The organism is Halosubterraneus shenae, from assembly GCF_050510935.1.
GTDB lineage: Archaea > Halobacteriota > Halobacteria > Halobacteriales > Haloferacaceae > JBDGPU01.
On sequence record NZ_JBNLVO010000002.1, the window covers coordinates 341,675 to 363,478 of the forward strand.

At 69.0% G+C, this 21,804-nt stretch carries 22 protein-coding genes; 10 read left to right on the forward strand and 12 right to left on the reverse strand.

The genetic code is table 11. The features are described 5' to 3' along the window. Positions 1–28 precede the first annotated feature (28 nt). From ACQE3M_RS04885 to ACQE3M_RS04895, 3 genes are all read left to right on the forward strand, one after another. Positions 29–1,408 (forward strand): MFS transporter, encoded by a 1,380-nt coding sequence (locus ACQE3M_RS04885; RefSeq protein ID WP_430504346.1) that lies wholly within the window; start codon positions 29–31, stop codon positions 1,406–1,408. A 77-nt stretch (positions 1,409–1,485) separates the two neighbouring features. Further along, entirely contained in the window at positions 1,486–1,920 is a 435-nt protein-coding gene (locus tag ACQE3M_RS04890) for a universal stress protein (RefSeq protein ID WP_430504347.1), read from the forward strand. A gap of 136 nt (positions 1,921–2,056) precedes the next feature. Then, the gene (locus ACQE3M_RS04895; RefSeq protein WP_430504348.1) at positions 2,057–2,308 is read left to right on the forward strand and encodes a hypothetical protein; all 252 of its coding nucleotides are present in this window, start codon (positions 2,057–2,059) and stop codon (positions 2,306–2,308) included. A gap of 19 nt (positions 2,309–2,327) precedes the next feature. On the opposite strand, the gene ACQE3M_RS04900 is transcribed toward ACQE3M_RS04895, so the two are convergent. Further along, positions 2,328–3,443, reverse strand: coding sequence for a DUF373 family protein (locus ACQE3M_RS04900; RefSeq protein ID WP_430504349.1), 1,116 nt, complete (start codon positions 3,441–3,443; stop codon positions 2,328–2,330). Between the two features lie 210 nt (positions 3,444–3,653). Between ACQE3M_RS04900 and ACQE3M_RS04905 the strand changes: the two genes are divergently transcribed. The 3 genes from ACQE3M_RS04905 to ACQE3M_RS04915 all read left to right on the forward strand — a co-directional run bounded on the left by ACQE3M_RS04905 (position 3,654) and on the right by ACQE3M_RS04915 (position 5,623). Continuing rightward, positions 3,654–4,652, forward strand: a complete 999-nt coding sequence (locus tag ACQE3M_RS04905; protein WP_430504350.1) for a radical SAM protein — start codon at positions 3,654–3,656, stop codon at positions 4,650–4,652. A gap of 93 nt (positions 4,653–4,745) precedes the next feature. Then, complete coding sequence (locus ACQE3M_RS04910; protein ID WP_430504351.1) at positions 4,746–5,189, forward strand: DUF2237 family protein; 444 nt, start codon at positions 4,746–4,748, stop codon at positions 5,187–5,189. 53 nt (positions 5,190–5,242) lie between these two features. Then, on the forward strand, positions 5,243–5,623 hold the full coding sequence (locus ACQE3M_RS04915; protein WP_430504352.1) for a secondary thiamine-phosphate synthase enzyme YjbQ: 381 nt from the start codon (positions 5,243–5,245) through the stop codon (positions 5,621–5,623). A gap of 22 nt (positions 5,624–5,645) precedes the next feature. On the opposite strand, the gene ACQE3M_RS04920 is transcribed toward ACQE3M_RS04915, so the two are convergent. Together ACQE3M_RS04920 and ACQE3M_RS04925 are read right to left on the reverse strand one after the other, a co-directional pair. After that, positions 5,646–6,857 (reverse strand): MFS transporter, encoded by a 1,212-nt coding sequence (locus ACQE3M_RS04920; protein ID WP_430504353.1) that lies wholly within the window; start codon positions 6,855–6,857, stop codon positions 5,646–5,648. A 103-nt stretch (positions 6,858–6,960) separates the two neighbouring features. Further along, positions 6,961–8,382 carry a signal recognition particle protein Srp54 gene (locus ACQE3M_RS04925; RefSeq protein WP_430504354.1) on the reverse strand — a complete coding sequence of 474 codons (1,422 nt, stop codon included), beginning with the start codon at positions 8,380–8,382 and terminating at the stop codon, positions 6,961–6,963. Between the two features lie 144 nt (positions 8,383–8,526). On the opposite strand from ACQE3M_RS04925, the gene ACQE3M_RS04930 reads away from it, so the two are divergent. Then, on the forward strand, positions 8,527–9,183 hold the full coding sequence (locus ACQE3M_RS04930; RefSeq protein WP_430504355.1) for a LysE family translocator: 657 nt from the start codon (positions 8,527–8,529) through the stop codon (positions 9,181–9,183). Positions 9,184–9,271: 88 nt separating this feature from the next. After that, positions 9,272–11,281, forward strand: a complete 2,010-nt coding sequence (locus ACQE3M_RS04935; RefSeq protein WP_430504356.1) for a S9 family peptidase — start codon at positions 9,272–9,274, stop codon at positions 11,279–11,281. 99 nt (positions 11,282–11,380) lie between these two features. Here ACQE3M_RS04935 and ACQE3M_RS04940 read toward each other — a convergent pair whose 3' ends face one another. The 8 genes from ACQE3M_RS04940 to ACQE3M_RS04975 all read right to left on the reverse strand — a co-directional run bounded on the left by ACQE3M_RS04940 (position 11,381) and on the right by ACQE3M_RS04975 (position 16,247). Further along, the gene (locus tag ACQE3M_RS04940; protein ID WP_430504357.1) at positions 11,381–12,361 is read right to left on the reverse strand and encodes a hypothetical protein; all 981 of its coding nucleotides are present in this window, start codon (positions 12,359–12,361) and stop codon (positions 11,381–11,383) included. A gap of 238 nt (positions 12,362–12,599) precedes the next feature. After that, entirely contained in the window at positions 12,600–13,148 is a 549-nt protein-coding gene (locus ACQE3M_RS04945; protein WP_430504358.1) for an Ntn hydrolase family protein, read from the reverse strand. Positions 13,149–13,242: 94 nt separating this feature from the next. Next, positions 13,243–14,340, reverse strand: coding sequence for a signal recognition particle-docking protein FtsY (ftsY, locus tag ACQE3M_RS04950; RefSeq protein ID WP_430504359.1), 1,098 nt, complete (start codon positions 14,338–14,340; stop codon positions 13,243–13,245). A 6-nt stretch (positions 14,341–14,346) separates the two neighbouring features. Next, on the reverse strand, positions 14,347–14,805 hold the full coding sequence (pfdA, locus tag ACQE3M_RS04955; protein WP_430504703.1) for a prefoldin subunit alpha: 459 nt from the start codon (positions 14,803–14,805) through the stop codon (positions 14,347–14,349). Continuing rightward, positions 14,805–14,990, reverse strand: a complete 186-nt coding sequence (gene rpl18a / locus ACQE3M_RS04960; protein ID WP_430504360.1) for a 50S ribosomal protein L18Ae — start codon at positions 14,988–14,990, stop codon at positions 14,805–14,807. Before rpl18a ends, pfdA begins: the two co-directional genes overlap by 1 nt. 158 nt (positions 14,991–15,148) lie before the next feature. After that, on the reverse strand, positions 15,149–15,814 hold the full coding sequence (locus ACQE3M_RS04965) for a translation initiation factor IF-6 (protein WP_430504361.1): 666 nt from the start codon (positions 15,812–15,814) through the stop codon (positions 15,149–15,151). Between the two features lies 1 nt (position 15,815). Further along, positions 15,816–16,094 carry a 50S ribosomal protein L31e gene (locus ACQE3M_RS04970; protein ID WP_430504362.1) on the reverse strand — a complete coding sequence of 93 codons (279 nt, stop codon included), beginning with the start codon at positions 16,092–16,094 and terminating at the stop codon, positions 15,816–15,818. Continuing rightward, positions 16,095–16,247, reverse strand: a complete 153-nt coding sequence (locus ACQE3M_RS04975) for a 50S ribosomal protein L39e (RefSeq protein WP_430504363.1) — start codon at positions 16,245–16,247, stop codon at positions 16,095–16,097. It abuts the gene before it with no gap. Positions 16,248–17,505: 1,258 nt separating this feature from the next. Between ACQE3M_RS04975 and ACQE3M_RS04980 the strand changes: the two genes are divergently transcribed. Both ACQE3M_RS04980 and alaS read left to right on the forward strand, forming a co-directional pair. Next, the gene (locus ACQE3M_RS04980) at positions 17,506–18,531 is read left to right on the forward strand and encodes a threonine aldolase family protein (RefSeq protein ID WP_430504364.1); all 1,026 of its coding nucleotides are present in this window, start codon (positions 17,506–17,508) and stop codon (positions 18,529–18,531) included. Positions 18,532–18,635: 104 nt separating this feature from the next. Continuing rightward, positions 18,636–21,410 (forward strand): alanine--tRNA ligase, encoded by a 2,775-nt coding sequence (gene alaS, locus ACQE3M_RS04985; RefSeq protein ID WP_430504365.1) that lies wholly within the window; start codon positions 18,636–18,638, stop codon positions 21,408–21,410. 57 nt (positions 21,411–21,467) lie between these two features. Here alaS and ACQE3M_RS04990 read toward each other — a convergent pair whose 3' ends face one another. Continuing rightward, entirely contained in the window at positions 21,468–21,674 is a 207-nt protein-coding gene (locus tag ACQE3M_RS04990; protein WP_430504366.1) for a hypothetical protein, read from the reverse strand. Positions 21,675–21,804 lie beyond the last annotated feature (130 nt).

Consider the following 21,804-nt stretch of genomic DNA (forward strand, 5'->3'; position numbering starts at 1 on the left):
TAACACGGTGGCGTGGGTCGCATTGGCCATGCGAGAACGGTGGCTCCCCGCGTGGGCGCTCGGCTCCGTCGCGTTCGGCGGGGCGTCCCTGCTGGTTCCGTTATATATCGTCCTCCTCGGCGCGACGCCCGTGCAGCTCGGCCTGCTCGCGGGGGCCTCGGCGCTCATCGGCGCGCCGGGCGCAATCGCCTTCGGCCGGCTCGCCGACCAGGTCGGTCACCGTCGCACGCTCGTCCTCCTGACGCTCGCGACGGTCGCGGCGACGCTCGCGGCCATCCCCTTTCTCACCAGTATCCTCGCGATCGTCGTCGCCAACACGGTGCTCTGGCTGTTCGTGGCCTCGGTCGCGCCCGTGACGACCATGCTCGTCGTCGACGACGCCGCGCCCGAGGAGTGGCCCGACCGGATCGGCCGCTTCAACGAGTACCAGGGCTACGGCTGGGCCGGCGGGCTCGTGCTCGGCACCGTCTGGCCGCTCGTGGGGAGCGCGTTCCTCGGGCCGGTGCCGGTCGTCCGCGTCCTCTTCTGGCTGCTCGCGGGCTGTGCCGCACTGAGCGTCCTCGGTGCAGCCCGCTCGCTGCCGCGACCCGCGCCCGGCGACCACGTCACGAGCGAGCGACAGGTGGCCCGGGTCGGCCGACTGCTGTCGCGGACGAGCCGCGGCGTCACCGGCGCGACGTTCGTCTTCTTCCCGAACCGGCTCTACTGGACGACCCAGCAGTTCGACCTCGCGCGCCTCCGCGACCGCCTGGACCCGACGCTGGCGACGTTCCTGCTCGCGGCCGGGCTCTTTTTCACCGGCTTCGCGGCGTTCTGGGCGCCGCTCCCGCTCCTGCTCACGGAGATCGGCTTCGCCTCCGGGTCGGTGTTCGCGCTGTACCTGGGGGCCAGCCTCGCCTCCGCGGTGCTGTACGAGCCCGTCGGCGCGCTGGCCTCGCGGTACGACGTTCGGCGACTGCTCGCGGGCACGCTCGCGGTGCGCGGGGTCTGCTTCCCGCTCGTCCCGCTGCTCGCGGGCCTCGGCTCCGTCGCGCTGGGGTTCGTCGCCGTCGGCGTCGGCCTCGCGGTCATCGGCGCGACGTGGGCCGTCGTCGCCGTCGTCGGCACCGTCGTCGTCACCCGGATCGCGTCGCCCGCCGCGCGCGGGGAGGTCCTCGGCGCCTACACGGCCCTGACGGCTGTCGCGGGCGGCGTCGGCGGGGTGCTCGGCGGCTGGCTCGCCTCGTTCGGCTACCGCGTCGCGTTCGCGGTCGCCGGCGGCTTCGTCGTCGCCGGCGCGGGCCTCGTGGTGGCGCTCCGGTCGATCTCCGGGCCGGAGCGAGCGCCCCGTGAGCCGGCCGACACGACCGGATCGGAATCGGAGAGCAGCACTGCGGAGTCGCCACCGGCGGAACGGGCGGATTCCTGACCGGCCGGCACGGTCGCCACGCGGCCACCGCACGTGGAGACGCGTACACTTTTGAGGGCAAGCGACGACCAGTCGGTATGCAGCGACACGTTCTCGTTCCGGTCGACGGCTCCGAGGAGTCCGAGCAGGCGCTCGAGCACGCACTGGAGACGCTGGCCGCGGAGCGGCTCACGCTGATCCACGTCGTCAACCCGGTCAGCTCGTTCGGCTACAGCGACGACGAGCACTTCGACTTCGAGGCGTATCGGGAGCAGACGGACCAGTCGATGGAGCGGGGCGAACAGCTGCTCGAACGGTTCCGGGAACGGGCCGCCGACCGCGACGTCGACGTCGAAACGAGCCTTCGGACGGGCCAGCCGGCCCGGGAGATCCTCGACGCGGTGGCGGAGCTCGACGTCGACCAGGTCGTGATGGGGAGCCGCGGTCGGTCGGGCATCGGCCGCGTGCTGTTCGGTAGCGTGGCGGAGACGGTGACCCGGCGCTCGCCGGTGCCGGTCACCATCGTTCGCTAGGGCGGCCGCCCACAGCAAGGCGGCCCGCAGCCAGGCGGCTGCCCGCAGTTCGCGGCGGCCCGCAGTTAGGAGGCTGCCCGAAGTTCGTGCCGGCCAGGAGGGAAGTTCCTTTATCAGTGGGCTCGTTGGGGCACGTATGAACGCAGTCGCCCCCGCCGTGGCTTCGTCGCCACTCGTGCAGGTCTCGGCCCCGCCCGTCGCCATCGGCCCGGAGACGACCGCCGCGCTGCTGCTGGCGACGGCGGGCGCGATCGCCCTGTTCTGGTTCACGGTCAAGATGGCCGCCGGGTTCCGGGAGTTCCGGCAGGTCACCAGGGAGCGAGAAGAGGACGAGGAGTCGACGAGGACGCCCGACGACGAGACCGCCGACGCGGAGCAGTCCGAATAAGCCGCGGTCGAGTTCTTTTTTAAGTCGGTTCGACGTTCGAGGGCAGCCACGACTCGACGACGGCGAACGTGAGCGTGCTCAACACGCCGATGAGCGTCCCGGCGGTGAGCGCGAGCGCGAGGTCCGTCAGCGCGAGCGCCGTCACGCCCTCGGTCTCGGGCAGGAAAAAGCCCGAGAGCCCGTAGAGGACGACGGCGATGGCGACGACGTAGAACGGCGCGTTGAGGTAGCGCCAGCGGAACCGGCCGGCGAGGTACTCGTCGGTGATCTGCCCGAGGCTGGAGGTGATCCCGGCGGCCGCGGCCCAGACGACGAAGCCGTGGGCGAACGCGGCCAGCGCCGTCCCGACCGGGATCGGTCCCTCGCGGGTCGCCTGGACGACGTCGAGGGTCTCGAGGCCCTGCACGCCGCCGATGACCAGCAGCGCGAGCGCGACGACGTAGGTAATGAGCGTCACCCGACCGGCGTACAGCACGTTGCGGATCCAGTCGGCCGACTCGTCGATAGTCGTCTCGAGGCCCAGGCCCCGGAACAGCGAGTAGAAGCCCAGGAGTGCGGAGATGAGCCCGAGCACGGAGGCGCCGGCGACGTCGAACAGGCTGGCGGCGACGAACAGGGGGTAGATGAGCAGGAGGATCCCCAGCGGAACGAGGATGGTCCCGCGCGTCTCCGAGTCCGCGAGCACCTGCTTGATGGTGTAGTACATCGACTCGAGGTTCTGGGCCTGCCGGACGACGACGCGGCGGACGCCGTCGATGGGCATCCGCGAGCGGATCACCGGCAGGACGGACTCGTCCTGCGCGCCGTCGGTGATGACGATCGCCCGGATCTCCTCGCCGGTGGAGAGCTCCGCGAGGACGCGGTCGATCTCGTCGCCGACCGCGCGGTTCGCCTTCACGTCAGAGCCGTCGACGCCGGTGACGGCGGCGACCTCGACGGCCTCGTCCTCCTTCGGGGCGAGGTCGTCGTGGACGTGGACGCCCTGGAACAGGACGTTGACGTCGGAGTCCTCCGGATCTGCGGTCGCCAGGTCGACGGCCGCCTCGCTGACCGCGTCGCGGCCGATAACCGGGGTTGTGTGCCCGGTTTTGCGGCCGAGGTCGTCGTCGAGGTCGACACAGAGGACCAGCAGCATCTACTCACGCTACGCCATCCCCCGGCATATGCTTTCGGCTGTTCGGGCAGGTCAGAACGAACGTGGACCGGCGCGGGCGACGGCTCGGAGTCCCGGGTGACAGGATGTTCCGTCCCAAGAATCCCCGCGGCAGCCGGGCTGTGAGAGCGTCTCACGGCCGGAGGGAGGGTCCGGACGCTTTTTCAGGCACGAGGTGGTAGTACGGCGTAGATGATATCGAAGGGCTGTGAACAGTGCGCGAAGGGCGGGAAGATGGTCCTGTTCGTCTACGGGTACTGTGACCAGCGGGACTGCTTCTACTGCCCCCTCGGCGAGAACCGGAAGAACGTCACCGACGTGTACGCCAACGAGCGGAAGGTCGAGTCCGACGAGGACGTGCTCACCGAGGCGAAGCGCATGGACGCGCTCGGCACCTCCATCACGGGCGGGGAGCCGCAGGAAGCCCTCGAGAAGACGTGTCACTACCTCGAACTGCTGAAAGACGAGTTCGGCGAGGACCACCACACCCACCTCTACACCGGGATCACCGGCGGCCGCGAGAACATGCGCCGCCTCTCCGAGGCGGGGCTCGACGAGATCCGCTTCCACCCGCCGCTGGAGCTGTGGGGCGACATGCACGGCACCGAGTGGGAGGAGATCCTCCACATCGCCCGCGAGGAGGGGCTGACGCCCGCCTTCGAGATCCCCGGCATCCGCGCGGAGCCGGAGTTCCTCGAGTTCCTCGACGAGGGCGCCGCCGAGTTCTGTAACATCAACGAGTTCGAGATGAGCGACGGGAACTACCGTCGCATGCAGGAGGAGGGCTTCGAGCTCCAGGAGGACCACATGTCCGCCGTCGAGGGCTCGAAGGACGACGCCATCCTCGAGGAGATGGCCTCCCACGAGAAGGTGTACTTCTGTACGAGCGTCTTCAAGGACGCCGCCCAGCACCGCAACCGCCTGAAGCGCATCGCGAACAACATCCGCCGCGAGTTCGACGAGGTGACCGACGACGGCACGCTCGTCTACGGCAAGACGACCGCCGACCCCGAGCGCTTCGAGGCGCTCGGCGTCCCCGAGGAGTTCTACACCGTGAAATCGAACCACGTCGAGGTCGCGTGGTGGCTCCTCGAGGAGATGGTCGAGGACGGCGACCTCGCAGACGGCGAGATCGTCGAGCAGTACCCGACCGTCGACGGCACCGTCGTCGAGCGCACGCCGGTCGCGTAAGCCACGCGGCCCGCTCCCCGCTCCCGTCTTTGCAGACGCCGACGTCGAGGCGTCGTCCCGCCTTTTAACCGATAGCCACGCCTTCCTCGCGGTATGGCAACCGATCCTGACGCGCCCGGGGCCGACGACGCGGACGAGTTCGACGACCGCAACGTCTACGGCGGCGAACTCGCGCCGTGTAGCCACGACCCGGAGACGGGCTACCTCCGCGACGGCCACTGCCGGGACGTCGACGGCGACGCCGGCCGGCACCAGCTCTGCGCGGTGATGACGGAGGCGTTCCTCGAGTACAGTCGCGAGCAGGGCAACGACCTGATCACCCCCCGTCCCGAGTTCGACTTTCCGGGGCTGGAACCGGGCGACCGCTGGTGCGTCTGCGTCGACCGCTGGCTCTCGGCCGTCGAGGCCGCCGAGAGCGACACCAACCCGGCGGACCCCGACGTCGCGCCGCCGGTGATCCTCGAAGCGACCAGCGAGTCCGTGCTGACGACCGTCGAGCCCGACACGCTCCGCGAGCACGAGTACGAGCCGGCGTAATCCGCGGACAGGCCGCCGCCTATTTATAAGGCCGCCGCGGCCGAAGCGCCGCCATGCGCTTCACCGTCGAGACCGACGGCCGGACGGCCGTGCAGGACCTCACCAACCGCGTCACTGCCGTGCTCCCGCCCGACGCGGACGGCGTCGCGACCGTCTTCGTCCGGCACACGACCGCGGGCATCGTCGTCAACGAAGCCGAGGAGCGGCTGCTCTCGGACGTCGAGACGTTCGTCGACGACTACGTGCCCGACGAGGGGTGGGAGCACGACGGGATCGACGACAATGCGGACTCGCACCTGCGCGCGCTGCTGCTCGGCGAGAGCGTGACGGTCCCCGTCACGGACGGCGAGCTCGACCTCGGCACCTGGCAGTCGGTCCTGCTCGTCGAGTGTGACGGCCCCCGCTCGCGGAAGGTGGACGTCGTCGTACACTGAGGCGTCGCTCTCGGGGGAAGCGTCACTCCCCCGTCGCCCAGAGTCCGCCGGCGACCACCGACCCGAGACCGTACGCCGCCGCGAGCATCACGAACGCCGGGCGGAAGCCGACCGTGTCAGCGAGGTAGCCCACGATCGCGGGTGACACCGCGCCGGCGGCCATCAGGATCGTCCGGACGACGCCGAGGATACCGCCCGTGTGGGCCTCGGGGATTATCGTCACGAGATAGGTGTCCCGTACCGGACGGAACCCGTGCGAGCCGAGGCCAACGCCGAGGACCGCGGCGCCGATAGTGCCGACCCCGAGGGTCGAGGTGACGCCGGCGGCTGCGGGCAACGCAAGCACGCCGCCGAGCGCAACACCTGCGAGCGCGAGGCAGCCGGTGATGATCGGGAGCGGACCGAGGCGGTCGGCTGCGGTCCCGGTCGCGAGCTGAACGAGGCTCGCGGCGAACAGGACGACGTACAGCAGGCTCGCGACCGCCGGCTCGACGCCCGCCTCGCGCGTGAGGTACAGCGGGAGGAAGGCGACGGCCCCGTTGTACGCGAACGAGTAGCAGACCGTTACGAGCACGAACACGGAGAATCGGAGTTCGCGGAACGGGGCGAGGTACGCGCGGGCGCCCGCGCTCTCCCGCTCCGCGTCCGGCGAGACGTCGTCGCCGACGCGATGGCGGAGGCGTATATAAAAGAGCGCGGCGAGCGCGACGCCGACGCCGCCCCCGACGACGAAGAGGACCCGCCAGCCGAGCGTCGCCGTCGCGAGCAGCGCGGCGACCACAGCGGGGGCGGCGATCCCGCCGAACGCGCCGATGGTGTCGAGGATCCCGAGCGCACGACCGGTCCGGGCGGGGTAGACGCCCGAGAGCAGCCGAACGGCGACCGTCTTGTGCGCGCCCGTCCCCGCGCCGATGACGACCATCGTCGCCGCGAGCAGGACGAAGGGGCCGCCGAGGACGACCGCGAACGCGCCGAGCGAGGCGAGCAGGACGCCGGCGGTGATGACGCGCACGGAGCCGACGCGGTCGGCCAGGACGCCGGAGGGGAACTGCATCGCCGCGTACGTGAGCATGAGTCCCGTAAAGGCCGTCCCGACGGCCGCGTTCGAGATGCCGTAGGTCGCCTGGAGCGGTTCGAACAGCGGCGGAAAGGCGTAGCGGAGGAACTTCGCCAGGAACCAGATGGCGGCCGTGAGGAGGAGCGCGTCGTAGTCGGCGAGCCGCCGGATGTCCATCGGCTACCGGTAGCGGGGTGGGTCGCTTAAAAGGCGGGAATGCGGCAGCGTGGCTGGGAGCCGAGCGCGTCGCGGAGTAAAGTGAGGTCGGTCGCGGTCGACGTTAGCCGAACGGCCCCTTGCCGCCACCGCCGCCGCCACCGCCCAGCATGCCGCCGAGGCCGCCGCCACCGCCACCGCCGCCGCCCTGCATCTTCTTCATCATGCGCTGCATGTCGCCGTCGCCCATTCCCTGGAACTGCTTGATGGTCTGTTCCATCATCTTGTGCTGCTCCAGCAGCTGGCTGACGGTCTCTTCGTCGGTGCCCGAGCCGCGCGCGATGCGCTCGACGCGGGACTGGCCGACCTTCCGGGGGTTCTCCAGCTCCTCCTCGGTCATCGCGCTCATGATGACCTCGAACCGGCGCATCCGGTCCTGGGTGACGTCCATCGCGTCGTCCGGGAGCTGGTCCATCATCCCGCCGCCCATGCCGGGGATCATGTCCATCACCTGGTCGAGCGGCCCCATCTTGTTCATCGCGTCCATCTGCTTTTTCATGTCCTTCAGGGTGAAGCTCCCCTCCAGCATGTCCTCGGGGTCCCAGTCGTCGTCCTCGTCGCCGGCCTCCTCCATCGCGCGCTCGACACGCTCGGAGAGCTGCTTGAGGTCGCCCATCCCGAGCAGCCGGGAGATGAAGCCGGACGGCTCGAAGCGCTCGATGTCCTGGACCGTCTCGCCGGTCCCGAGGAAGGCGATGGACGAGTCCGTCTCGTTGACGGCGGTGAGGGCGCCACCACCCTTCGCGGTACCATCGAGCTTCGTGATCATCACGCCCTCGATGCCGATGGATTCCTCGAACTGCTGGGCCTGCTCCTTCGCGCCCTGGCCGATGGCGGCGTCGAGCACGAGCAGCGAGCGGTCGGGGTCGACGACCGTCTCGATCTGCTCGATCTCGTCGATGAGGTCGTCCTCCAGCGCGTGGCGACCGGCCGTGTCGACGATCTGCACGTCGGCGTCCTGGGTCGCCTCGAGGCCGTCGCGGGCGATCTGGACCGGGTCGTCGCTGTCCGGGTCGCCGTAGAAGTCGACCTCGGCGCGCTCGGCCATCTCCTTGGCCTGGTCGTAGGCGCCGGGCCGGAACGTGTCCGTCTGGACGATGGCGGGGCGGAGCCCCTTCTTCGAGAACCACCAGGCCATCTTCGCCGCGGACGTCGTCTTCCCCGACCCCTGGAGGCCGGCGAGCATGATCGTCTGCGACTCCAGCGGGAGCTCCGTGGAGTCGCCGACGAGGTCGACCATCTCCTCGTAGACGATCTTGAGGACGTGGTCCTTCGCGGTCGTGCCGCCGGGCGGCTCCTCCTCCAGCGCGCGTTCTTCGATGCTGTCGGACAGATCCATCACGAGGGAGACGTCGACGTCGGCCGAGAGCAAGGAGCGCTGGATCTCCTTGACGATCTTCTCGACGTCTTCCTCGTCGAGCCGGGATTTCCCCTGTAGCGTGTCGAGGGTGCCACGCAGGGAGCTTCCGAGGTCGTCGAGTACCATTTGCCGTGAATAGGCGACCCAGCGGGTAAAGCCTTTGTTCGTCGGGGGGTCGCGTGTGCCGACCTACCACACGACGGTTCCGCCCGACGGCAGCGGGTCGCCGCGACGGCCGTCTTTTTAAGCCGCGGCGCGAAAGCCCGGGGCGTGCTCGGCGCCATCGTCCCCGACCCCGCCACGTACGCGCTCTTCCTCGGGGCCGCCGTCGCCCTGATCCTCACGCCCGGCCCGGACACGCTGTTCATCCTCTCCCGGAGCGTCGAGGACCGGGGCGTCGGCGTCCGCGCGGCCCTCGGGGTCGCCGTCGGCGTGCTCTTTCACACCCTCGCCGCGACGGTGGGCCTCGCGGTCGTCTACCGGACGGTCCCCGGTGCCGCGCAGGTCGTCCGGTACGTCGGCGGCGCGTACCTGGTGTATCTGGGCGTGCGGACGGTTCGCGGCGCCGCGGCCGACGTCGCGGACGCCGAATCGAGCGACGGTGCGAGCGACGCCGCAAGCGACGGCGGAGCCGCCGCCACCGACGGTTTCCGCGAGGGCTTCCTCGTCAACGCCCTGAACCCGCAGGTGGCGCTGTTCTTCCTTGCGTTCCTCCCGGGCTTCGCCTCGGGGCCGGCCGCGACCGCGCAGATGGGGCTGCTCGGCGCGACCTACGCGGCGATCACCGCCGGCTACCTCGTCGCCGTCGCCGTCGCGGCCGACGCGGCCGCGGCGCTCGTGCGCTCGCCAGCGACGGGACGCCGGATCGACCGCGTCGCGGGGGCGATCCTCGTCGCGCTCGGCGCGTGGGTCGCGGTCGGCGGATAAAGCCCGTCCCGTCGCCGGCGACGGCGCCGAAACGGCGGGGCTTGCCGCTTGGACGACAGCCAAACCCCGTGGGGGCGATCCCCACACCATGCCCGACTCGCTCTCGATCGCTGACGTGCTCGACGTCGACTACCCGGGAACACCGGCGTGGTCGGCCGACGGCGCCTACGTCGCCGCGCCGGTGTACGAGGACGACGGCCAGTCGCTCCGGATCGCGCTGATCGACGACGACGTCAGCGAGGTGCCCTGGCCCTTCGCGCCCGAGGAGGGCTACGTCGCCGACTTCGCCTGGGGACCCGACCCGATGCCGGCGCGCCTCGCCGTGCTCTCGGACGAGGGCGAGCTATTCCTGTTGAACGCCCGCCTGCGGACGGTCGAGCGCATCTCGGGCGACGTCGACGCCGACGACATCGCGTGGACGAGCGACGGGCGCTGGATCGCGGCGTACCGCGACGGCCAGCCCTGCGTCTTCGACCTGGAGAACGGCGACGACCTCCGCTTCGACGTCCCCGAGCGCGGCACCTACCTCGGCGAGGAGCGCATGCTGGCGTTCGGGCCTGCCGACCGTCTGCTCGCCTTCCGGTTCGTCGACCACGAGGCCAAGCAGGTCGGCGTCGTCGACACCGACTCCGGGGACCTCGTCTGGCGCAGTCGCACGCCCGCCTCCACCCACTCGCCCGCCTGGGCCGACGAGGGGACCCTGCTGTTCGACCGGGCGAGCGACCACGGGCGCGTCCGCGAGGTCGTCGCCGTCGACGTCGCGGACGGCGCGTCGCGCGTGCTCCACCGCGAGGAGGAGGAGGAGCACGGCGTCGCCTCCCTCGGCGGCTTCAGTGTCTCGCCGGACGGGGAGCGCGTCGCGATGGCGCTCCCGCTGGACGGCTGGGAGCACGTCCACGTCGTCGACGTCGCCACCGGCGACCGCCGGCAGCTGACGGACGGCGCGTTCGAAGACAAGGGGCTGGCCAGCTCCGTCCCGCAGTGGCTCGACGCCGACACCCTCGTCTTCGCCTCGAACCGGGAGGACCACGGCGTTCGCGGACTGTACGCCGTCGATGGCGTCGGTCCGGACGCCGAGCCGGGCGTGCGCGAGCTCGTCACCGGCGGCACCAACGTCCACCCGCGACCCGCGCCCGACGGCGACGCGCTCGCGTACGTTCATGCGTCGGGCGAGCGGTCGCCCGAGATTCGGGTCGCGTCGCTCGACGAGACAGGGCCCGCCGAGCCCACCCGACTCACCGAATCCGTCGTCGAGGACTGGCCGGTCGACCCCATCGAGCCCGAGCACGTCTCGTGGGAGGGCGTCGGCGGGTTCACGATCAACGGATACCTGCTCGACCCGCGGGAGTCGCCGCACGTCGCCGACGACGCGACGGACCTGCCCGCCGTCGTCTGGGTCCACGGCGGGCCGATGCGCCAGATGCGGGACGGCTGGCACCCCTCGCGCTCGTACGGGCTCGCGTACGCCGTCCAGCAGTATCTCGCCCACCAGGGCTACGTCGGCCTGTTCGTCAACTACCGCGGCGGCATCGGCTACGGGCGCGCGTTCCGCGAGGCCCTGTTCGGCAACCGCGGCGACCACGAGATGGACGACGTCGCGCGCGGCGCCGACTTCCTCCGCGAGCTCCCCTACGTCGGCGACGACGTGGGGATGTGGGGGCTCTCCTACGGCGGGTACGCCGCGCTCCAGCTGCTCGGGACCCACCCCGAGGCGTACGACGTCGCGGTCAACCTCGCCGGCCTCGCGGACCTCGAACTGTACCGCGACTGGGCCGAGGAGACCAAGTACCCGACCGTCGCCTCCGCGCAGGTCCGGCGGTTCGACGGCGAACCCTGGGAAGCCACGGAGCACTGGGAGCAGGCCAGCCCGCGCACCCACTTCGAGCACTACGAGAACCCGCTGTACAGCTTCCACGGTACCGGCGACCGCTACGTCAACTTCGAGCAGTTAGATGTCGTCGTCGAGGAGCTGCTGGAGCTCGGGAAGGACCACGAGTGGGAGTACTACCCCGACGAGAACCACGTGTTCTCGAAGCGGATCACCTGGGAGCGCGCGCTCGAGAAGATCGAAACCGCGTTCGACGAGCACCTGGGCTGAGACGCTGCTCCGCTGGATTACGGCTGCGGCTCGTGCTTGGTCCGGGACGCTGTCCACAGCTCTCCCGGCCCGGTTCGACTCGGCCGCGTTGCGCTTCCGTCAGAAGTACTGTTTGCTGTTTGCACCCCAGAATATCCCGGGGAGAGCGACGAGGAGCAGGGCACCGAGGGCCCCCGTCGCCTCGGCGTTCACGAGGCCGTACACGCCGAGGGCACCGTAGATCCCACACATCCAGATCCCGACGTAATACGCGACACTCCAGCGTTTTCTAACGCCGACGCCGACGAGGAGAGTCAGGAGGGAGATCCCGAGAAGCACGGCGATCGTCGTTCCGGCTGTCGCCGTTTCCAGAAGCCCGGTCTGGACGAGTCCGTACCCGAGCAGCAGCACGGGCGGCGTCGCTAGCAGGTACATCGATAGCTCGAACCGGCGGAGCCTCCCGGGTGGTGTCCCAGCCTCACTCGGGCCTGCGTCGACGTCCGCGCCCGGTTCGTCGGTCGAGGTCTCCGCTTGGGAACCGGTCGTCGCAGGTGTCGAGGATTCTGGTTTCGCACTCGCGGCAGTAGCCGAGTCATGCGAGGCTGCCGCTGGTTGGTCCGCAGTCGCGGACGCCGGTTCCGACGGCTCCTCGTCCGTGGCGGAGCGCTCCGGCTCGAGCTCGTCGGCGTCCGTCGCCCGCGTGTTCAGGTTTTCAGCCGCCTTTTGGCCGACCACGTTGGCCGTCTCGTTCTGACTCTTTCGTAGCGCGTCGATAACGCTGCCGGCCGCTTCGTCGTGGAGTTGTCCTTTCACGGTGACCAAGAACGCCGAGAAGAACATGCCGCTAGACGCGATAAACAGGAACACGAGGAAGAATGCGGGGAGGATCTGTTCGGCCGGCGAGTTCGCGGTCCCCATATCCACGATATCGGCAACCGTCACGGCGATCCCGACGAAATACAGGGCCACTGGTAGCTTGAGGGCCCCGACGATCGGTTTGACCCCGCCGGAGATGAGATCGGTCGATCTCACCTTGATGACACCGATCAGGCCCGCTGCGAGGAGGACGATACTCCCCACTACGTGGAGGATCATCACCATACCAGCTTCCTTCTTGTACCGGTACAAAAAATGTCGGTCGTCTATAGTCTCCTGTCAGCGCGGGGTACGATGCCTCGAGGGGAGTTTCGACGACCCCGACGGTCACCACGCGACGGCTCTTTCTGCAGACACAGCACCTCCGTCAACCGACAGGACCGAAGAGGACGGCGCCCCTGCTGGACACGTCGGGATCCGGCGCCGATCCCGGACACGTCGAGGCCGGGCGATCGTCCGCCGTTCAGATATTCGTCGTGTCTTCCAGCGTCCAGACGTCGGCCGCCTCGCCGGTGGCCGGGTCGCGCTCGGCGACCGTCGCGATCACGTCGCGGGCGACCTCGGCGGCCGCGGGGAGCGGCTTGTCCGTGTCGAGTGCCTCCAGCTGGCCGAGTGCCGACTCGGTGCCGCTGCCGACGGCCGCCTGCGTCTCGTCGAGCGTGCTCCCGTCGGCGTAAGCGACGCGGATCCCCGCGTCGCCGTCCTCTTCGACCCCGGCGACGACCAGCGGTGCGCCGTGCTCGTCGGCGGCCTCGCCGGCCAACCGACCGAGCGCTTCCAGTGACGGCGCTTGCTCCCAGTCGCTGTGGGACTCGTAACTTCGGATCTTCGATCGAAGTTCCTCGTGGACCGCGTCGGCGTCGTCGCCCGCGACGGCGACGCCCCACTCCTCGTCGTCGTAGCCGAAGGTGCGCTGGTGGTCGCGGGACTCGACCATTCCGTTGCGCACCTGGGTCCGGTCCGCAGCGATCACGACGCCGTCCTCACAGCGAAACCCGATGGCGGTAGGCATATCTCCCGATTCGATGGCACTCCGGAAGAAATCGATGGCCGAACACGGCGGGCCGCCGGCGGACTGCACCGTTGCCGCCGACGGACGCGACGCCCTACTCGCCGAGCAGCTGCTCGACGAGGTCCTCGGGGTCGAACCGCTCGATGTCCTCGTACCCCTGCCCGGTGCCGAGGAAGAGGATCGGCTTGCCGGTCACGTACGCGATGGAGATGGCTGCGCCGCCGGAGGAGTCGGCGTCCGCCTTCGTGAGGACGGTGCCGTCGATCTCCGCGGCGTCGTTGAACTCCTGGGCACGGTTGACGGCGTCCTGCCCGGCGACCGCCTCGTCGACAAACAGCGTCATGTCGGGGTCGACGACGCGGTCGATCTTCTCGAGCTGGGCCATCAGGTCGTTGCTCGTGTGAAGCCGCCCGGCCGTGTCGCCGAGGACGACGTCGAGGTCGTTGGCCTCGGCGTACTCGACGCCGTCGTAGATGACGGCGGCCGGGTCGCCGCCCTGCTCGTGCGTGATGAGCTTGCGGTCTAAGACGTCGGCGTGCTCCTGGATCTGCTCGTTCGCGCCGGCGCGGTAGGTGTCGCCGTTCGCCATGACCGACGAGTAGCCGCGGTCGGCGAGCCACTCGGAGAGCTTGGCGATGGAGGTCGTCTTCCCGACGCCGTTGACGCCGGTGAACACGAGGGTGACGGGCTTGTCGGCCTCGGCGATGCGCTGCTCGAAGTCGAACTGGCCGACCGAGATGACGTCCAGCAGCGCGTCGTGGAGCGCCTCCTCGACGAGCTCGCCGGTCGTCTCGACCTGCTTGCGCGTCTCGCCGAGCATTTTCTCCTCGACGGTGTCGAGGATCTCCTCGGCGACGGACATCTCCACGTCGCTCTCGAGGAGGGCCATCTCGAGCTCCCAGAGCGGCTCCTCGAGGTCCTCCTCCTCGATGATGATCCGCCCGGTGGCGAACGCCTTCGCCCGCTTGAACGTGCTGGGCTCCTCGCCCGAGTCGTCGGCCTCGTCGGCTTCCGACGCGCCCGCGGCCTCCGCCTCCGCCGCACGCCCCTCGGCAGCAGCGCCGCTCTCGGGTGTCGAGGATTCGGTATCAACGTCCGCGGACTCGGAATCGGCCTCCTCGGCCGCCGCTTCTGCGGACTCCTCGACATCCTCGCGGAAATCGTTCAGCTTGTCCTTGAGTCCGTCGAACACGGCTACTTACTCTTCGTCGGGCTGCTGTTCCTGCATCTGCTGCATCTGCTGCTGCTGCATCTGCTGTTGCATCTGCTGGGCCTGCTGCTCGAGCTCGCTGCTCTCCTGTTCGAGCTCGTCGATCTCCTCCTGGGTCTCCTCGATGCGGTCGTCGAGCGCGTCGCGCTTGCTCTCGAGGGCGTCGATGGCGGAGTCCTGCTCCTGCTCCGCGGCGTAGCCGCCGCCGAGCGAGACGACGATCTCGTCGATGTCCTGCACGGTTGCGCGGACGTACGCGCCGCCGCCGAGCGGGACCTGGATCGTGTCGTCGGTGTCGAGCGTCTCGATGGCCTCGATGGCCTCGTCGATCTCGTGCTGCTCCTGCTGGTAACTGCTGACCTCCTCCTCGAGCGCCTCGATCTCCTCGTCGAGGGCCTGGAGTTCCTGCGAGAGCTGCTGGAGTTGCTGCTGCCCACCGCCTCCCATCATGCGGCGGTCACCTCGTTGACCTCGTCGAGCTCGATCTGGGGGCGCTTGCGGTTGTGCTGGCTGCCGACGAGCGTGTAGATGCGCTCGCGAGCGACGTCCTCGTTCGGGGCCTCGACCTCTTTCTCGAACGGCTGGAAGCCGTCGCGAGACTGGAACTTCCCGCTTACTGTGAATTCACTCATAGCCGTAAATCGGACAGGGACAGGGAAAGGTCTTCCTAAAGAAGCCGTTCGAGGACGATCGACAGATCGAACGCATAGCCCCACTGAACGGCAGTAAAAGGCAAGACCCCGAAATTCCGGGGCGGAACCAGCTCGTGATTCGCGACGGCGGCGGTCCGCTAGTCGATGAAGCCGAGCGTGTCCTCGATACGCCCGAGCTCCGGTCCGGTCGTGTCCTGGCCGACGACGAAGCCGTCGTCGTTGACGACGATGCCCGAGCCGACGAGCGGCCCGCCGTAGTTGATCGTGCCGAGGTCGGCGTAGACGTCGAGCGCCTCCTCGACGGCCTCGAGCTCCTCCTCGCGGGACTTCGGGTGGCACAGTGCGCCGGTGTTGTTGGCGGCGGCGGCCGTGCCGACCGTCCGGACGTCACCGAGGTCGCCGCGTTCGACGGGGACCTCGAGCGCGTCGCGGATCACCTGCACCGACTCGCGGGGGAGGTCCGGGTGCACGTACGCGCCGTAGTCGTTCGCGAGGACGACGTTGCCGGCGGCGTTGATCTTGCCCGGCAGCTCGTGGACGGACTTGTCCGTGGCCGCCTCGATCCGCTCCTGCTCGCGCTCGGTCGCGCGTGCGGAGACGAGGATGCCGTTCTCGTTGCCGGTCGCCAGCGCACCGACGGTGTTCGAGCCGCCGATGTTTGTGGGAATCACGTCGGCGTCCAGTTCGTCGCCGAGGTCCGACTGGAGGTCCTCGTCGATGTCGGGACGCACTAACAGGGTGTCGTCCGCGACGCGAGCGAACACACCGACGTACGCCGACCCGGCGAAGGACGCCCGTATCACGCTACTCCGCGGGTTCCGCTTCGACGATCGGCTCGTCGTCCTCGACGAACCGGGCCGCGCGGATACGGATCTTGCTCGGGATGTTCTGTCGGCCCTGGGCCCAGACAGTCTCGTTGACCGCGGGGTCGAGGCGGACGGCGTCCTTGTCGACGGAGAAGTGCTGTGCGAGGTGCTCGCGGATGAGCTGCATCGCGTGGTCCGCCTGCTCCTGAACCGGCTTCTTCTTCGTCTCGCGAAGCGGGACCGTGACGACCCGCTCCTCGAAGTCACTCGTACTCATTTACTCGTCGAGGTCGTTCCGCCGCCAGTTACGCCGCTTCGGGTTGCGGGTGACGTTCATGTCAGTCTTCATCATGACCCAGGCCGGCACGCGCTGGTTCTGATTTTCCTTTCGGGCCAGGCGCTTCTTCTGCGCCTTCGTCTTGTCACTCATAGTAGCCGGACTTTCACTCGGGGCGCATAAAACCCCTTCCATACGGGACTGGACACCTGTGAGAAGCCGGTGCTTCGGGGAGTACTCGCACGATTCCGAGGTTGACTCGTATTTGCTGATGACACCACTCGGCATGCTTTGAAATCCCAGCTGCTGACGCGTTGGGTACGGATATGCAGGTGATTGCGCTCTTGAAACCACTCGGCACACCCAGAAAGCCCCAGCCGCTGACCGGTCGCGCTTATAAACAAGTTCCGCCATCGTCACTGGCGACACCACTCAGCATGCCCAGAAAGCCCCAGCCGCTGACCGGTCGCGCTTATAAACAAGTTCCGCCATCGTCACTGGCGACACCACTCAGCATGCCCAGAAAGCCCCAGCCGCTGACCGGTCGCGCTTATAAACAAGTTCCGCCATCGTCACTGGCGACACCACTCAGCATGCCCAGAAAGCCCCAGCCGCTGACCGGTCGCGCTGCTCGCTGCGCTCCTCACCAACTCGCTCCCTCCGGTCGCTCGTTGGTTGCGGTGCTTACTTCGCAGGGCGTCCCGCTCAGCGGCTGCCCCTTTCAGTCCCGTCCCGGAGTGGTGGCTGAGCGTCGCTCGCGGCGGCTGTTGCGCTGCCGACGCTTGCCGGCTTCCCGGCGTGCGATGCGGAGCGGTCGGCGCGCGAGAGCAACGCGTGCGAGGGAGGGCGGGCGCGCCGCGGCGGTGCTGTACCGGCGCGCCCGCCCGAGGCTGGGGAGGACTGAGGAATTGCAGTTGCTGTGCGGTGCTGTCGCGGTCGCGGTGGCTGTCGCTGTCGCGGTCCTGGGGGACTGAAAGGGCGACGGCCGGTCGCGGTGTAACGGAGTCGCTCCGACGACCCCTATCTGAACCGGGCGGTGCTGAGAGGTTCAGATATGTCGCGGAGCGACCGCGAGCGGCCGAGGGCTTTCTGGACGTTTGCGGTGCTGGCAAGCATAGCAGCGTCTGCACCTGTTCATCCAGTTTATAAGTAAGAGCGACCGAGGGCTTTCTGGGTGTTTGCGGTGCTGTCAAGCGTAGCAGCGTCTGCATCTTTAAATACAGTATATAAATGAGAACGGTCGAGGGCTTTCCCACGGTCTTTGTCCGGTGTAGCAGGGTCAGATCCTCGGAATTCAATTTAAAAACGAAATCGGTCAACGGCATCCTAGACGCACGTCACGCCAGAAACACCGAAGCGGAACCGCTATCAGACCATATAAACACGCGCGTATCCACCCAACAGGTAACGAATGGAGCTCGACATCGACCTGCGGTCGGACACCGTCACGAAGCCGTCACAGGAAATGCGCGACGCCGCCGCCACCGCGGAGGTCGGCGACGACGTCTACCGCGACGACCCCTCGGTCAACGAACTCGAACGCCGGGCCGCCGAGGCCGTCGGCAAGGAAGCGGCCCTCTACGTCCCGACGGGGACGATGGGCAACCAGATCGCCGTGCGCACGCACACGGAGCGCGGGAACGAGCTGCTCCTCGACTCGGAGGCGCACATCTATCGGTGGGAACTGGCCGGCGCGGCCCAGATCGCGGAGGTCCAGACGCGGATCGTCGACTCCGGGGAGCGCTGCGTCCCGACGCCCGAGCAGGTGCGCGAGGGGCTCGTCGACGAGGACCTCCACCGGCCGGGGACGGGGCTGCTCGCGCTGGAGAACACGCACAACTACCGCGGCGGCACCGCGGTGCCGAAGGAGCACGTCGACGCCGCGGCGGAGGTCGCGCACGCCCACGACGTGCCGGTCCACCTCGACGGCGCGCGGGTGTTCAACGCCGCCGTCGCGCTCGACACGCCGACGCCGGAGCTCGTCGAGAACGTCGACACCGTCAACTTCTGTCTCTCGAAGGGGCTCGGCGCGCCCGTCGGCTCCATCCTTGCCGGCCCCGAGGAGTTCATCGAGCGCGCGCGTCGCGTGCGGAAGCTCCTCGGCGGCGGCATGCGCCAGGCCGGGATGATCGCGGCGCCGGGCATCGTCGCGCTCGACAACGTCGGCCGGCTCGCGGAGGACCACGAGAACGCCGAACGGCTGGCGGCCGGCCTCGACGACGTCGACGGGCTGAGCGCGGCGGAGCCGGACACGAACATCGTCGTCGTCGACAGCGAGGCCGCCGGCATCGCGGCCGACGACCTCGTGCCGGAGTGCAAGGAGGCGGGCGTCGGCGCCGTCGCGTTCGGCGAGTACACGACGCGGTTCACGACGCACCTCGGGATCGACGCCGACGACGTGGACGAGGCCGTCGAGCGCATCGCGGCGATCGTCTGAGACGCCCAGCGCGGAGATCCGTTGACAGCGGCTTTCGGAAGCCCGCGGGCGACGCGAGCGGCGGCCCGGAACCCTTTTAGACGAACACGGGCCACACAACGGTAATGAGTGAGCTCGAAGAGGAATACCGCCTCGAGTACTTCGAGGAGGAGGGATTCCACCGAAAGGAGTGTGCCTCCTGCGGGGTCCACTTCTGGACGCGGGACGCCGAGCGGACGACGTGCGGGGAGCCGCCCTGCGCCGACTACAGCTTCATCGGCGACCCCGGATTCGACGAGGAGTACACCCTCGAGGAGATGCGCGAGGAGTTCCTCTCCTTCTTCGAGGACCACGACCACGAGCGGATCGACCCCTACCCGGTCGCCGCGAATCGCTGGCGGGACGACGTCCTGCTGACGCAGGCGTCCATCTACGACTTCCAGCCGCTGGTCACCTCCGGCGAGACGCCGCCGCCCGCGAACCCACTGACCATCTCCCAGCCCTGCATCCGGATGCAGGACATCGACAACGTCGGGAAGACGGGCCGGCACACGATGGCCTTCGAGATGATGGCCCACCACGCGTTCAACGTCCGCGAGGACGCCGAGCAGGAGTACGCCTACGAGGGCGAGGTGTACTGGAAGGACGAGACGGTCCGCTACTGCGACGAGCTGTTCGAGAGCCTCGGCGCCGACCTGAACGAGATTACCTACATCGAGGACCCGTGGGTCGGCGGCGGCAACGCCGGGCCCGCCATCGAGGTCATCTACAAGGGCGCCGAGCTGGCAACGCTCGTCTTCATGTGCATGGAGCAGGACCCCGAGGGCGACTACGAGATGAAGGACGGCAACACGTACTCCTTCATGGACACGTACGTCGTCGACACCGGCTACGGGCTTGAGCGCTGGACCTGGATGAGCCAGGGGACGCCCACCGTCTACGAGGCCATCTACCCCGACGCCATCGAGTTCCTGAAGGACAACGCCGGCATCGACTACACGGACGAGGAGCTGGAGATCGTCAACAGCGCCGCGACCCAGGCCGGCCGACTCGACATCGACGACGTCGACGACGTCGAGGCCGCCCGCGGCGACATCGCGGCGGAGATCGGCGTCGACGTCGACCGACTCCGTGACCTGGTCGAACCGCTCGAGGACATCTACGCCATCGCCGACCACTCCCGGACGCTCGCGTACATGCTCGGCGACGGCATCGTCCCGTCGAACGTCGGCACCGGCTACCTCGCGCGGATGGTACTCCGCCGCACGAAGCGCCTGGCCGACGGCGTCGGCGTCGACGCCCCCCTCGACGAGCTCGTCGACATGCAGGCCGAGCGCCTCGGCTACGAGAACCGCGACACCATCCGCGACATCGTCCGGACCGAGGTCGCGAAGTACCGCGAGACGCTCGAGCGCGGCTCCCGGAAGGTCGAACAGATCGCCGAGGAGTACGCCGAGACGGGCGAGCCCATCCCGACCGACACGCTCGTCGAGCTGTACGACTCCCACGGCATCCAGCCGGAGATGGTCCGGGACATCGCCGCGGAACACGGCGCCGACGTCGACGTCCCCGACGACTTCTACTCGCTGGTCGCGGGGCGACACGGCGGCGAGACGGCGGAGGGCGAGACGGAGCGCGACGAGCGCCTCGAGGACCTGCCGGAGACGGAGAAGCTCTTCTACGAGAACCAGGAGCGCATGGAGTTCGAGGCGGTCGTCCTCGACGTCTTCGAGCGCGACGACGGCTACGACGTCGTCTTAGACCAGACGATGTTCTACCCCGAGGGCGGCGGCCAGCCCGCCGACCACGGGACGCTCACCGCGGGCGAGACGACCGTCGAGGTCGACGACGTCCAGGAGGTCGACGGCGTCGTCCTCCACCACACCGACGGCGACCCGGGGAAGGGCGACTTCGTCCGCGGCCAGGTCGACGCCGACCGTCGCGAGCAGCTGATGCAGCACCACACCGCCACCCACCTCATCGGCCACGCGGCCCGCGAGGTGCTCGGCGAACACGTGCGCCAGGCCGGCGCCCAGAAGGGGCTCGACTCCTCGCGACTCGACGTCCGGCACTACGAGCGGATCACCCGCGAGGACGTCAAGGAGATCGAGCGCGTCGCCAACGACCTGGTGACGGACAACGTCGCCGTCCGCCAGGAGTGGCCCCACCGCCACGAGGCCGAGGAGGAGTACGGCTTCGACCTCTACCAGGGCGGCGTCCCGCCGGGCACCAACATCCGCCTCATCCACGTCGGCGACGAGGACGTCCAGGCCTGCGCCGGGACCCACGTCGACCGCACCGGCGACATCGGGACGGTCAAGGTGCTGAAGACCGAGCCCGTTCAGGACGGCGTCGAGCGCATCGTCTTCGCGGCCGGCGACGCCGCCATCGAGGCGACCCAGGAGACGGAGGACGCCCTCTACGACGCGGCAGCCGCGCTGGACGTCGACCCGCAGGACGTCCCCGAGACGGCCGAGCGCTTCTTCGACGAGTGGAAGGCGCGCGGCAAGGAGATCGAGGACCTGAAAGAACAGCTCGCCGAGGCGCGGGCCGGCGGCGGGAGCGAGGCCGAGGAGGTCGACCTCGACGGCGTCACGGCCGTCGTCCAGCGGATCGACGCCGACACCGAGGAGCTCCGCGCGACCGCGAACGCCCTCGTCGACGAGGGCAACGTCGCCGTCGTCGGCTCAGGCGCCGGCGGCTCCGCGCAGTTCGTCGTCGGCGTCCCGGACGACGTCGCCATCAACGCCGGCCAGGTCGTCGGCGAACTCGCCGGCATGGTCGGTGGCGGCGGCGGCGGGCCGCCGGACTTCGCGCAGGGGGGCGGCCCGGAGGTCGAGGCCCTCGACGACGCCCTCGACGCGGCGGTCGAGACGCTGCGACAGGCGAAAGAAGCGTAGTCGCAGTCGGCTGTCGCCGCCGCCGTCAGCAACGGTAGTGCCGCCGGAGCGGTCCCGCTACCGCTTCTGCAGCGTTCCGTTACACGTCGGACACGTATCGTGCGCCGAGCCGGCGAGTTCGACAGTCCGTTCGTTGTAACAGTCGGAACACAGCAGCGTGCCACACTGTTTGCACTCGTAGCCGTCGAGGCTACTGAGACCGACCGAGACGAGGAGCCCACCCCCCTGTTCCAGCTCCTTGTCGCAACGGTGGCACCGTGGCATACAGCCACATGTCAGCCGGGGGCTATTAATCGTTCTCTCCGCGGAACGCGTCCAAACGAGTCGCCCGCAGCTCGTCGATGGAGCCAACCGGACGCTTAGCGGCAACAAACCACAAGGCCCCACCCGTCGA